10 protein-coding genes and 1 pseudogene are annotated in these 12237 nt (G+C 59.3%); 3 read left to right on the top strand and 8 right to left on the bottom strand.

Annotated elements, in window-relative coordinates:
- Window positions 1–5 precede the first annotated feature (5 nt).
- Both dnaG and rpsU read right to left on the bottom strand, forming a co-directional pair.
- Window positions 6–1975 (bottom strand): annotated as a pseudogene (dnaG, locus tag JWR98_RS12975) (DNA primase).
- A 444-nt stretch (window positions 1976–2419) separates the two neighbouring features.
- Window positions 2420–2635: a 30S ribosomal protein S21 gene (rpsU, locus tag JWR98_RS12970; RefSeq protein WP_002551877.1), complete on the bottom strand. Its 216-nt coding sequence runs from the start codon at window positions 2633–2635 to the stop codon at window positions 2420–2422.
- Window positions 2636–2837: 202 nt separating this feature from the next.
- Here rpsU and tsaD point away from each other — a divergent pair, with 202 nt between their 5' ends.
- Window positions 2838–3863, top strand: coding sequence for a tRNA (adenosine(37)-N6)-threonylcarbamoyltransferase complex transferase subunit TsaD (gene tsaD, locus JWR98_RS12965; RefSeq protein ID WP_078734920.1), 1026 nt, complete (start codon window positions 2838–2840; stop codon window positions 3861–3863).
- A gap of 33 nt (window positions 3864–3896) precedes the next feature.
- On the opposite strand, the gene plsY is transcribed toward tsaD, so the two are convergent.
- Window positions 3897–4466, bottom strand: coding sequence for a glycerol-3-phosphate 1-O-acyltransferase PlsY (gene plsY, locus JWR98_RS12960; protein ID WP_003176486.1), 570 nt, complete (start codon window positions 4464–4466; stop codon window positions 3897–3899).
- Window positions 4467–4538: 72 nt separating this feature from the next.
- Here plsY and folB point away from each other — a divergent pair, with 72 nt between their 5' ends.
- Both folB and folK read left to right on the top strand, forming a co-directional pair.
- A complete protein-coding gene (folB, locus tag JWR98_RS12955; protein WP_078734919.1) occupies window positions 4539–4892 on the top strand; it encodes a dihydroneopterin aldolase in 354 nt (117 codons plus the stop codon).
- On the top strand, window positions 4883–5401 hold the full coding sequence (folK, locus tag JWR98_RS12950) for a 2-amino-4-hydroxy-6-hydroxymethyldihydropteridine diphosphokinase (protein WP_205490217.1): 519 nt from the start codon (window positions 4883–4885) through the stop codon (window positions 5399–5401). The genes folB and folK overlap by 10 nt, the downstream gene beginning before the upstream one ends.
- Before the next feature lie 53 nt (window positions 5402–5454).
- On the opposite strand, the gene JWR98_RS12945 is transcribed toward folK, so the two are convergent.
- The 5 genes from JWR98_RS12945 to glpE form a co-directional block, all read right to left on the bottom strand.
- The gene (locus JWR98_RS12945; RefSeq protein WP_078734917.1) at window positions 5455–6684 is read right to left on the bottom strand and encodes a multifunctional CCA addition/repair protein; all 1230 of its coding nucleotides are present in this window, start codon (window positions 6682–6684) and stop codon (window positions 5455–5457) included.
- Between the two features lie 63 nt (window positions 6685–6747).
- Window positions 6748–8313: a SpoVR family protein gene (locus JWR98_RS12940; RefSeq protein WP_078734916.1), complete on the bottom strand. Its 1566-nt coding sequence runs from the start codon at window positions 8311–8313 to the stop codon at window positions 6748–6750.
- Complete coding sequence (locus tag JWR98_RS12935) at window positions 8310–9581, bottom strand: YeaH/YhbH family protein (protein WP_078734915.1); 1272 nt, start codon at window positions 9579–9581, stop codon at window positions 8310–8312. The genes JWR98_RS12940 and JWR98_RS12935 overlap by 4 nt, the downstream gene beginning before the upstream one ends.
- A 117-nt stretch (window positions 9582–9698) precedes the next feature.
- Window positions 9699–11621 carry a PrkA family serine protein kinase gene (locus JWR98_RS12930; protein WP_003176479.1) on the bottom strand — a complete coding sequence of 641 codons (1923 nt, stop codon included), beginning with the start codon at window positions 11619–11621 and terminating at the stop codon, window positions 9699–9701.
- 283 nt (window positions 11622–11904) lie between these two features.
- Complete coding sequence (gene glpE / locus JWR98_RS12925; RefSeq protein WP_078734914.1) at window positions 11905–12234, bottom strand: thiosulfate sulfurtransferase GlpE; 330 nt, start codon at window positions 12232–12234, stop codon at window positions 11905–11907.
- Between the last annotated feature and the right edge of the window lie 3 nt (window positions 12235–12237).

Genomic DNA, 12237 nt, shown 5'->3' with positions numbered 1-12237 from the left:
TGACCTCACACGCCAGCTGAGGTCGGGTTTGATGTGCAAACGTTCTGTTTTAAGAGGTCGCGCATCTGTTTTGCTATCTGAATTTGCTCGTCAGCCGATAATCCCGGCTGCCGCGCTCTCTTGATCAGTTCATCGAGAGTCTGCGTATGCTGACCCGCGGATAACCTAGTAATGGTGTCTAAAAACTGTTGTTCAAGGTTGTCGCCGTCAATTAGCCACTCCTTTTCCGCGAGGGCTTTCAACAAGCGGCCTTGCTCTGTGCCGTGCCAGCGAGCCATCAGCTGAATAGAGTTTAGCTTAGGATTTTTCTGCACGGCCTCGATCAGGGCGATCAGCACTTGAGCATAACTGTTGCTTTCGTTCGCAAAATGATCGGCGCTCTCGACCTTGCCCGCCAGTTGCGGGTGATGAATAAGCGTGCGCAGCGCAATCAGCATGGGCGCTTCTACAGCAACCGGGGTGCGCGGGGCGTAGGCCTCGTCGCGATCACCGCGCTTACCGTTCTTGCTCCAGGGTTTCTTATCCCATTTCTTGCCGCCGGCGCCGGGTTTCTTCGGTGTCCAGTCCTGCTGAGGCGCATAGGCCTCGTGCGGTTGGTGGAAATCGGCATAGTCCGGCATGGCGTCGTAATCCATGCCGGGGTCGTAGGCTGGCGGCGCGTCCTGGGGGGCGCTGTGCACCAGCTGGCTGACCGCTTCGCCGCTTAAACCGGTAATTTCCAGCAGGCGCTGGCGCATCAGAGTGCGCAGGTTGGCCCCTGGTACCTTGTCGATCAGCGGCGCGGCGAGGGTGGCCATATGGGCCTTGCCTTCGAGCGAGCGCGGGTCGGCCTCTTCGGTCAGTTGCTGGAAGAAGTAGTCTGCCAGCGGCTGAGCATGTTGGTTGATGCGCGCGCGGAATGCATCGGTGCCTTCGGCGCGCACCAGGGTATCCGGGTCTTCGCCTTCGGGCAGGAACAAAAAGCGTGCACGACGACCGTCCTGCAGGCTCGGCAGCGTCGCTTCGAGGGCGCGCCAGGCGGCGTTGCGGCCGGCCTGGTCGCCGTCGAAGCAGAACAGCACGCTGGGCACTACGCGGAACAGGCGCTTCATGTGTTCTTCGCTGGTCGCCGTGCCGAGGGTGGCGACCGCGTTGCGCAAGCCTTGCTGGGCGAGGGCGATCACGTCCATATAGCCTTCAACCACGATGATTTCATCGAGGTTGCGGTTGTTTTTGCGGGCTTCGAACAGGCCGTAGAGTTCCTGGCCTTTGTGGAATACCGGGGTTTCCGGGGAGTTCAGGTACTTGGGCTTGTCGTCCCCCAATACCCTGCCGCCAAAGGCGATGATGCGGCCACGGCTGTCGCGGATCGGGAACATCACGCGGTCGCGGAAGCGGTCATAGCGCTTGCCGGTTTCAGCGTTTTCCACCAGCAGGCCGGCGTCGATCATGGCTTTTTGCTGGAGGGTGTCGCTGCTCAGGTGTTTGTACAGATTGTCCCAGCCCGGCGGGGCGAAACCCAGGCCGAAGTCACGGGCGATTTCACCGGTCAGGCCGCGGCCTTTGAGGTAGTCGACGGCGGCTTTGCGCTGTGGATGGCTTTTGAGCGCCTGGCGGTAGAAGTCGGCGGCGCAGTCAGCAGCGGGTACAGCGGCGAGTCGGTGGGTTGCCGGGGTTTATGCGGGCGACCACTTTCTTCGCGAGGGATTTCCATGCCGGCGGCTTTGGCCAGTTCCTCGACCGCCTGGGGAAAGTCCAGGTTGTCGTGGTCCATGATGAAGCCGAGGGCATTGCCACCCGCGCCGCAGCCGAAACAGTAGTAGAACTGCTTGTCGGGGCTGACGCTGAACGACGGGGTCTTTTCCTTGTGGAACGGGCAGCAGGCGGTGTAGTTCTTGCCCGCTTTCTTCATTTGCACGCGTGAGCTGACAACATCGACGATGTCGGTGCGGTTCAGAAGGTCGTCAATAAAGCTCTGGGGAATTAGCCCGGCCATGGCGTTCTCGTCATCACTGCGTGTAAATGAGGGCCCGTGAAGTGCTCAGGCGCACGTATCGAGTGGCTTGACCATCAATTGTTCGCTTGAGCTGCCAGGAAGTGTATCTGCCGAATAATCGCTGACGTTAGTGCTCGTCAGCATTCGGCGAAGAAAATTTGCCCGGGAGTCCGGTCTTGGCCTATGGGCGGCCTCGGAAGCTCATCGATGGGCACAGCCGACCTGTTGATCGCCTGCTTACAGAATAAGTGTGCTCGTCAGTAGCCTTGTTAGGCTCGTCAGAAGAGACGCGCACCGCTGGCAGAAGAGCCAGTCCTGACGTGTGAAGCAGTTGTCTCGGTCGCATGTGCGGCGTCGACGATAAAGCATCAAGCGATATCCGCAAATGCCAACAGCCCGGCTGAGGGCCGGGCTTGGCAGAAGCTTGCTACGAACGTCTGTGTATTAGTACAGACGAACGGCGCGGCGCTGTTCGCGCTGAACTTTCTTCGCGTGACGCTTAACAGCGGCTGCTGCTTTACGCTTACGCTCGGAAGTTGGCTTCTCATAAAATTCGCGGCTACGAACTTCAGCCAGAACACCGGCTTTTTCGCAGGAGCGCTTGAAACGACGCAGAGCTACGTCGAAGGGTTCGTTCTCTTTTACTTTGACGGCTGGCATCCAGAGCTACCTTCTTTCATTACCGGGATCAACGTTCTCGTCGCAAAAAATTCGCGGCTGAGGTCGTCGGTTTTTAAGGGTTGCGGATGTTAACCCCTCATTGCCCGGAATGCAAAGCCTCTGATCGAAAACCGCTAGTCGGGAGGGGGAGTGGCGACTATTATGCGCGCCTTCGAATTCAGCCTCTACAAGGCGCAAACCCATGCTAGTACTGGGACTTGAAACCTCCTGCGACGAAACCGGTGTCGCACTTTACGACAGTGAACGCGGGCTTTTGGCCGATGCACTGTTCAGTCAGATCGACCTGCACCGCGCCTATGGCGGCGTCGTGCCGGAGCTGGCCAGCCGTGATCACGTCAAGCGCATGCTGCCGTTGATTCGCCAGGTGCTGGACGATGCCGGTTGCGTTGCGACCGAGATCGACGCCATTGCCTACACTGCCGGCCCTGGACTGGTCGGAGCCCTTCTGGTTGGGGCCTCTTGCGCTCAGGCGCTGGCGTTTGCCTGGGGGGTTCCGGCACTCGGCGTGCACCACATGGAGGGGCATTTACTGGCGCCCATGCTGGAAAAAACACCGCCGCAGTTCCCGTTCGTCGCTTTGTTGGTTTCGGGCGGTCATACGCAGCTGGTTCAGGTCGATGGGATCGGCCAATACACGCTCCTGGGCGAATCCCTGGACGATGCTGCCGGTGAAGCCTTTGACAAGACCGCGAAGATGATGGGCCTCAATTATCCCGGTGGCCCGGAAATCGCGCGTCTCGCTGAACGAGGCGTTGCCGGTCGTTACACCTTCCCGCGTCCGATGTGCGATCGCCCTGGCCTGATGTTCAGCTTCAGCGGCCTGAAAACCTCCGCACTCAATACCTGGCAGCACTGCGTCAGCGCCGGGGACGACAGCGAGAAAGCCCGTTGCGACATCGCACTGGCGTTCCAGCAAGCCGTGGTGGAGACTTTGACCATCAAGTGCAAGCGTGCGCTGAAACAGGCGGGCATGAAGCGCCTGGTGATTGCCGGCGGGGTCAGCGCCAACAAGGCACTGCGTGCTTCATTGGAAAAGATGCTCGGCGACATGAAGGGCGATGTGTTCTATGCGCGCCCGGAGTTCTGTACCGACAATGGCGCGATGATCGCCTATGCCGGATGCCAGCGCTTGCAGGCCGGGCAGCACGAAAGCCTGGCGATCAGCGTGCAGGCACGCTGGCCGATGGAGCAGTTGCCGCCGTTGTAAGGCGTTAGCCTGAGCCGGGCTCATCAGGGGTATTTAAAAATGCCGTTCGCGCCCGGCAAACAGGTCGCGTAGATTGCCGCGGTGGCGCCAGACGATCAGCAGTGTCAGCACGCTCATCGGCAACAGCGCCGCCGGTTCTTGCCAGGCCAGCAATGGCAGGGTAAGCGGCGTGGCGATCAGCGCCGCCAGCGAGCTGGTGCGGGTCAGGTAGAACGTCAGCAGCCAGGCGAGCACGGCCAGCAATGCCGCCGGTGGGTAGATCCCCAGCAGCATGCCGGCCGCCGTGGCGACGCCTTTGCCACCGCGAAAGCGGAAGTACAGGGGAAACAGATGGCCCAGGACGGCGCATACGCCTACCCAGGCCTGCTGTTGCAGGGTGAGGCCGGCGAGGCTGGCGATCAGCACGGGCAGCAGGCCTTTGCACAGGTCGCCCAGCAGCGTCAGCACGGCGAGCTTCTTGCCGGCCAGGCGCAACATGTTGGTGGCGCCGGCATTGCCGGAGCCACTCATTCGCGGGTCGGGGTTTCCCGTCAGGCGGCTGAGCAAAATGGCGAAGGACAGCGAGCCGAGCAGGTAGGCGAAAATCGCCAGTGACCAAAACATGCTAACTATTCCGGGCGAGGACGCCCTGATTCTAACGGGGCATTGCGCCCTTGTCGTGCTGCGGAGAAGAGCTTGGACAGAGTGTTTATCGAAGGCCTGGAAGTCGACACCGTGATCGGGGCCTACGACTGGGAGCGCGGGATCCGCCAATGCCTGCGCCTGGACCTGAGTTTCGCCTGGAACAATCGCCCGGCCGCGGCCGGTGACGACCTGACCCTGGCGCTGGATTACGCCAGCGTATCTGCGCGTATCCAGGCCTTTGCCGAGCAGTCCCAGTACCAATTGGTGGAAACCTTCGCCGAGCGCCTGGCCGAGGTCCTGATGAGTGAGTTCCAGATTCCCTGGCTGCACCTCAAGCTGACCAAGCCCGGCGCCGTGCCGGCCGCCAAGGGTGTGGGTGTGGAGATCGAGCGCGGATGTCGCTGACTCAGGTTTACCTTGGTCTCGGTAGCAATATCGAGCGCGAGCCCCATCTGCGTGCCGGCCTTGATGCGTTGGCGGGCTTCTTGACGGATATGCGCTGTTCGGCGGTGTTCGAAAGCCAGCCGGTGGGCATCAAGAGCGGGCCGTTCTTCAATCTGGTGGTGGCGGCCTATACTGACCTGCCGTTGATGGAGCTGGATCGTCGTCTCAAGTTCATCGAGGCCGACAATGGCCGCTACGCGCCAGATCGCAAAGGCTTGCCGCTGGATATCGATGTGCTGCTGTACGGCGAGCTGGTGGGTAATTTCGACGGCTTGATCCTGCCCAGGGCGGAGATCCTGAAGAACGCTTTTGTGCTGTGGCCGCTGTCGATGATGGTGCCTGATCGCGTGCATCCTGAGGCAGGCAAGACCATGGCTGAGCTGTGGCGTGACGCGCAGATCGATCAAGTGCTGGCGCCTGTCGCGTTCGAATGGCAAGGCCGACAGCTGACGCCAAGCTCACTCCTGTAGAGGCGAGCGTGTTGTGGCGAGGGAGCAAGCTCCCTCGCCACAAAAACTGCCTCCTACGGTGAAGAGTGTTCCTTGTAGGCTTTCAGCGCTTTGAGCCGTTCGCGCTTGAGCGCCTCGCCCAACTCCGGGCCTTTGAAGCCTTTCTCCAGCAAGGGTGCCACCGCGACCGTGCGGGCTACCGTTGCCGCGCCGCGCAAATAATCCGCCTGTGGATAACTGCGCTGTTCGAAGCCCTTGCGGCCCCGGGCGTCCATTTCGCAGGCGGCCACAAACTCTTCAAAACGCTGCGGCCTGCGGTACACGTCAAAGCTCTGCAGCAACTCCAGCAGTGTCGAGGCCCTGAGCTCCAGAGCGCGATGGCCATGGGTGTGATATTGGCCAACCAGCAAGGCCAACTCCTGACAATCTCTCGGCACCTTGAAGCGTTCATTGATCGCTTTGATCAGTTTCAACCCCGTGTGCTCGTGGGCAATGTGCTGCGGTAACTTATCCACAGGTGTCAGGCCTTTGCCCACATCGTGCAACAGGCAGGCCCAGCGAACGGTCAGCGGCTGGTTGTGCAAGGCGGCCTGCTCCAGCACGCTCAAGGTGTGTACGCCGGTATCGATTTCGGGGTGATGAGCTTCGGGTTGTGGCACGCCGAACAGTGCATCCACTTCGGGCATCAAGGTTTTCAGCGCATGGCAATCGCGCAGGACCTGAATAAATACCTGGGGTTGATTCTCCATCAATGCTCGGGAGATTTCCTTCCAGCTACGCTCCGGCGTCAGGGTTTCCAGTTCGCCGGACTCGCTGAGTTGACGCATCAGTTCCAGGGTTTCGGGGGCTACCGTAAAACCCAGGTGTGCATAGCGTGCGCAAAAGCGCGCAACACGCAGCACTCGTAAGGGATCTTCGGCGAACGCGGGGGAGACGTGCCGCAGTATGCGCGCTTCAAGATCGCGCTGGCCGTGGTAGGGGTCGGTCAGGTTGCCGTCATCGTCCTGCGCCATGGCGTTGATGGTCAGGTCGCGACGAATCAGGTCTTCTTCCAGGGTGACTTCGGGGCTGGCATGAAACACAAAGCCGCCGTAACCCCGGCCACTCTTGCGTTCGGTGCGGGCCAAGGCGTATTCGTCACCGTTTTTCGGGTCCAGGAATACCGGGAAGTCCGCACCGACCGGCTTAAAACCCTTGGCCAGCATTTCTTCGGTGGTGGCGCCGACGACCACACGATCGATGTCGGTGACCGTGATGCCCAGCAAGCGGTCACGCACGGCGCCGCCGACTTTGTAGATTTTCATGAAAAAGCCTCCATTAGCCCCACAGGATAACGCCTGTTTCCGGTCAATGGAGGCTTTGCCGCTTCAGAGGTGAACGACGGCCAGGTCCAGGCGGCCGTAGTCGTTGTCGTTATGATCGCTGCGCGGCGGTACGTGGTGTGTCTTCATCACTTGGTCGCCTTGCAGGGTTTCCAGGTGAATGTCGAAGCCCCACAGTCGGTGCAGGTGCTTGAGTACTTCCTCGGTGGATTCGCCCAGGGGTTTGCGGTCATGTTGCTGGTGACGCAGGGTCAGCGAACGGTCGCCGCGTACATCGATGCTGTAGATCTGCACGTTGGGCTCGCGGTTGCCCAGGTTGTACTGCGCCGCCAGGGTTTCGCGGATGGTGCGGTAGCCGGGCTCATCGTGGATGGCCGGCACCACCAGGTCATCCTTGAGGTCATCGTCCAGAATGCTGAACAGCTTGAGGTCGCGTATCACCTGGGGCGACAGGTACTGCAGGATAAAACTCTCATCCTTGAAACTGCTCATGGCGAACTTGATGGTGGACAACCAGTCGCTGCCGGCGATTTCCGGGAACCAGCGGCGGTCTTCCTCGGTGGGGTGTTCGCACATGCGCCGAATATCCCGGTACATGGCAAAGCCCAGGGCGTAGGGGTTGATGCCGTTGTAATACGGGCTGTCGAAGCCGGGCTGGAACACCACGCTGGTGTGAGAGGTGAGGAATTCCATCATGAAGCCGTCGGTGACCAGGCCCTCGTCATACAAATCGTTCATCAGGGTGTAGTGCCAGAACGTCGCCCAGCCTTCGTTCATCACCTGGGTCTGGCGTTGTGGATAGAAGTATTGCGCGATCTTGCGCACGATACGCACGATTTCCCGCTGCCACGGTTCCAGCAGCGGTGCGTGTTTTTCCAGAAAGTACAGGATGTTTTCCTGAGGTTCGGCGGGGAAGCGTGCATTGTCCTTGTCGCTGTTCTTGCCGGCGCGCTTGGGAATGGTGCGCCACAGGTCGTTGATCTGCTTCTGCAGGTGCTCTTCGCGTTCCTTCTGGCGCAGGCGTTCTTCCTCGGCTGAGATCGGATATGGACGCTTGTAGCGGTCGACACCGTAGTTCATCAGGGCATGGCAGGAATCGAGCAGGTCTTCCACCGCATCAATGCCGTGGCGCTCTTCGCACTGCATGATGTACTGCTTGGCGAATACCAGGTAATCGATGATCGAACTGGCATCGGTCCAGGTGCGGAACAGGTAGTTACCCTTGAAAAAGCTGTTGTGCCCATAGCAGGCGTGCGCCACCACCAGTGCCTGCATGCAGATCGTGTTTTCTTCCATCAGGTATGCGATGCACGGGTCGGAATTGATCACGATCTCGTAGGCCAGGCCCATCTGGCCGCGACTGTAGGACTTCTCGGTGCTGAGGAAGTGTTTGCCGTAGGACCAGTGGTGGTAGCCCAGGGGCATGCCCACCGAGGCGTACGCATCCATCATCTGTTCGGCGGTAATCACTTCGATCTGGTTGGGGTAAGTATCCAGCGCATAACCCGCCGCGATGCGGCTGATTTCCCGGTCATAGGCCTGGATCAGTTCAAAGGTCCACTCGGACCCGGTGGAAATGGGTTGGCGCTTAGTCTCTTTTTTGGCGGTCATGTCACTAACCTGCGCTGGAAGAGTTCACGGAAGACCGGATAGATATCGCCGGCCGAGACCAGTTGCTGCTGGGCGAATGTATCGGCGAAGGCTTCGCCGATGCGCTCGTATTCGAACCACAGGGCCTGGTGCTCACGGGGGGTGATTTCGACGTAAGTGTAGTACTGCACAAACGGCATGATGTGGTTGATCAGGATGTCGCGGCAGATCGGCGAATCGTCGTTCCAGTTGTCGCCGTCGGAGGCCTGGGCGGCGTAGATGTTCCACTCGTTGGCCGGATAGCGCTCGGCCATGATCTCTTGCATGAGCTTCAGTGCGCTGGACACGATGGTGCCACCGGTTTCTCGCGAGTAGAAGAATTCCTCTTCATCCACTTCTCGCGCGCTGGTGTGATGGCGAATGAACACCACGTCGATCTTGTCGTAGTTGCGCTTGAGGAACAGGTACAACAGGATAAAGAAACGCTTGGCAATATCCTTGGTGGCCTGGGTCATGGAGCCGGACACATCCATCAGGCAAAACATCACGGCCTTCGAGCTGGGATTGGGCTGTTTGACCAGCAGGTTGTACTTAAGGTCGAAGGTGTCGAGGAACGGTACGCGGTGAATGCGCGCGCTGAGTTTCTCGATTTCCGCCTCTATTTCCTGGATATCGCCGAAGTTGTCCGGTTCTTCGCGTTTCAGGCGCGCCAACTCTTCCTTGGCATCCTTCAATTTGGCGCGACTGCTGCCCGACAGTGCGATACGTCGCGCATGGGCCGAACGCAGGGTACGGATGATGTTGATGCGCGAGGGGTTGCCCTCGTTGCTGATACCGGCGCGCACGGTCTTGAAGGTGTCGGTGCCGGTCAGGTTGCGTTTGACCAGATTGGGCAATTCCAGGTCCTCGAACATGAATTCGAGAAATTCTTCCTGGGTGATCTGGAACACGAACTCATCCATGCCTTCGCCGGAGTTACCGGCTTTGCCTGGGCCTTTGCCACCGCCACCGCCCTGGGGGCGCTGGATATGTTCGCCGGTGGTGAACTCTTTGTTGCCTGGGTGCACGACGGTCTGTTTCCCGCCTCGGCCGTGGTGCAGCACCGGTTCGTCGATGTCTCTTCCGGGAATACTGATTTGTTCGCCATGCTCCATATCGGTGATGGAGCGACGGCTGACGGCCTCTTCAACCGCCTTTTTGATGTGGTCACGGTAACGCCGCAGGAAACGCTGGCGGTTTACCGTGCTCTTGTTCTTGCCATTGAGGCGTCGGTCGATCACATAGCTCATAGGCCCCTCCGGGGAGCTTCAAGTCGTAAGCTTCAAGCTGCAAGAGAGAGCCCGCTGATGTTCGAATCAGTGGCTTTTCTCTTGCAGCTTGTCGCTGGAAGCTTGCAGCTGCTTCTCTCACTGCGATTTCCGGACCCGTAGGTACCATTCCGACAGAAGCCGTACCTGTTTGTCGGTGTAGCCACGCTCGACCATTCGTGTAACGAAGTCGTTGTGTTTTTGCTGATCCTCCTTGCTGGCCTTGGCGTTGAAGCTGATGACCGGCAGCAGATCCTCGGTGTTGGAGAACATTTTCTTCTCGATGACCACCCGCAGCTTCTCGTAGCTGAGCCAGGTAGGGTTTTTGCCGTTGTTGTTGGCACGGGCGCGCAGCACGAAGTTGACGATCTCGTTGCGGAAATCCTTCGGATTGCTGATGCCGGCCGGTTTTTCGATTTTTTCCAGCTCCTCGTTGAGGGCCACGCGATTGAGGATTTCGCCGGTTTCCGGGTCGCGGTATTCCTGGTCCTGGATCCAGAAGTCCGCATACAGCACGTAGCGGTCGAAGATGTTCTGGCCGTATTCGCTGTAGGACTCCAGGTATGCGGTCTGGATTTCCTTGCCGATGAACTCGATGTAGCGCGGCGCCAGGTATTCCTTGAGGAAGCGCAGGTAGCGCTCGCGGGTTTCGGCCTGGAATTGCTCCTGTTCGATCTGCTGTTCCAGCACATAGAGCAGGTGCACCGGGTTGGCGGCGATTTCGTGGGGGTCGAAGTTGAAGACTTTGGACAGAATCTTGAACGCAAAGCGCGTCGACAGACCGTTCATGCCTTCATCAACGCCTGCCGTGTCGCGGTATTCCTGTATCGACTTGGCCTTGGGGTCGGTGTCCTTGAGGTTTTCGCCGTCGTATACGCGCATCTTCGAATAGATATTCGAGTTTTCCGGCTCTTTGAGGCGCGACAGTACGGTGAACTGCGCGAGCATCTTCAGGGTGTCGGGTGCGCAATGGGCCTTGGCCAGGGAGCTGTTGAACAACAGTTTGTCGTAGATCTTGATCTCATCGCTGACCCGCAGGCAGTACGGTACCTTGACGATATAGATCCGGTCGATGAAGGCTTCGTTGTTCTTGTTGTTGCGGAAGGTGTGCCACTCCGATTCGTTGGAGTGAGCCAGCAGAATCCCGGTGAACGGAATCGCGCCCAGCCCTTCGGTGCTGTTGTAGTTGCCTTCCTGCGTCGCGGTGAGCAATGGGTGCAGCACCTTGATCGGTGCCTTGAACATTTCCACGAACTCCATCAGGCCCTGGTTGGCCCGGCACAGTGCGCCCGAGTAGCTGTAGGCGTCGGCGTCGTTCTGTGGGAATTCTTCGAGTTTGCGGATATCGACCTTGCCCACCAGCGCCGAAATATCCTGGTTGTTCTCGTCCCCCGGCTCGGTCTTGGCCACGCCGATCTGGTTGAGGATCGATGGATAGAGTTTCACCACGCGGAACTGGCTGATATCACCGCCGAACTCGGCCAGGCGTTTTGTGGCCCAAGGCGACATGATGGTGTTGAGGTAGCGCCGTGGGATGCCGAAGTCTTCTTCGAGGATCGCGCCATCTTCCGTGGCGTTGAACAGGCCCAGGGGCGACTCGAACACCGGCGAGCCCTTGATCGCATAGAACGGCACTTTCTCGATCAGTTGTTTGAGTTTTTCGGCCAGGGACGATTTGCCGCCGCCGACGGGGCCGAGCAGGTAGAGGATCTGTTTCTTCTCTTCCAGGCCTTGGGCGGCGTGGCGGAAATAGGAGACGATCTGGTCGATGCATTCTTCCATTCCGTGGAAGTCTTCAAAGGCCGGGTAGCGGCGGATCACCTTGTTGGAAAAGATTCGCGACAGGCGCGAATTGTTCGAGGTGTCTATCAGCTGCGGCTCGCCTATCGCCAGCAGCAGGCGTTCGGCGGCGGATGCGTAGGTGCTGCGGTCCTGTTTGCACAGTTCGAGATACTCTTGAAGCGTGAGTTCCTCCTGCTGTGTGGACGCGAAGCGTTGCTGGAAGTGGCTAAAAATACTCATGACGTCGTCACCTCGCTCGATACGTGGAGCCGACGCCGGATCAATCAGTCGATGCTGGCAGTCATTGACGATCGCCAATGACTGTTTTCCCCCCAGAACACCCTAAACGCTACCGATGACCCGCACGCCGGTGTACCGGCTCTCCCCTGATTTGGATGGCCTGCGCTTAAGGATAGTCGGAATCGGAGAGGGCAAGGGACGATGAGCAATTAGTTTGGCTGCGCCGTTCGTCAGAAACGGCGCGAGCCCAAGCGTCACGCGGGGTAGCGGGGTGTGAAAAAAATTATTGCGAATCGCCGGAAGAAATTTCCGCGGGATAGGTCGTACGCCACAACTCAAAACCGCCGTCCAGGCTATAGACATCAGAGAAGCCCTGGCTGATCAGGTAGGCGGCGGCGCTCTGGCTGGAGTTGCCGTGGTAGCAGGCCACGATCACCGGCGCGTCGAGGTCGGCGGCGCGGATGAAATCGGCGATGTTGACGTTGTCCAGGTGCCGGGCACCGGCGATGTGAGCAGCCGCGTAGGTCGGCTGGTCACGAATGTCGACGACTACCGCACCTTGCTCGCGCAAGGCCTGGGCTTGTTCGGGAGGGATACGTTTGAATTCGCTCATGGC

Origin of the sequence: Pseudomonas lactucae, from assembly GCF_016937615.1 — a bacterium.
Taxonomy (GTDB): Bacteria; Pseudomonadota; Gammaproteobacteria; order Pseudomonadales; family Pseudomonadaceae; genus Aquipseudomonas; species Aquipseudomonas lactucae.
Note: the sequence above shows the minus strand (reverse complement) of the source record. Positions and strands in the feature narration are given on the sequence as shown.

Coding starts and splice junctions, on each gene's coding strand:
- JWR98_RS12940 (WP_078734916.1), bottom strand. CDS start 8,313: ATGACCGCCAAAAAAGAGACTAAGCGCCAACCCATTTCCACCGGGTCC.
- JWR98_RS12935 (WP_078734915.1), bottom strand. CDS start 9,581: ATGAGCTATGTGATCGACCGACGCCTCAATGGCAAGAACAAGAGCACG.
- plsY (WP_003176486.1), bottom strand. CDS start 4,466: ATGTTTTGGTCACTGGCGATTTTCGCCTACCTGCTCGGCTCGCTGTCC.
- JWR98_RS12930 (WP_003176479.1), bottom strand. CDS start 11,621: ATGAGTATTTTTAGCCACTTCCAGCAACGCTTCGCGTCCACACAGCAG.
- folK (WP_205490217.1), top strand. CDS start 4,883: ATGTCGCTGACTCAGGTTTACCTTGGTCTCGGTAGCAATATCGAGCGC.
- JWR98_RS12945 (WP_078734917.1), bottom strand. CDS start 6,684: ATGAAAATCTACAAAGTCGGCGGCGCCGTGCGTGACCGCTTGCTGGGC.
- glpE (WP_078734914.1), bottom strand. CDS start 12,234: ATGAGCGAATTCAAACGTATCCCTCCCGAACAAGCCCAGGCCTTGCGC.
- rpsU (WP_002551877.1), bottom strand. CDS start 2,635: ATGCCAGCCGTCAAAGTAAAAGAGAACGAACCCTTCGACGTAGCTCTG.
- tsaD (WP_078734920.1), top strand. CDS start 2,838: ATGCTAGTACTGGGACTTGAAACCTCCTGCGACGAAACCGGTGTCGCA.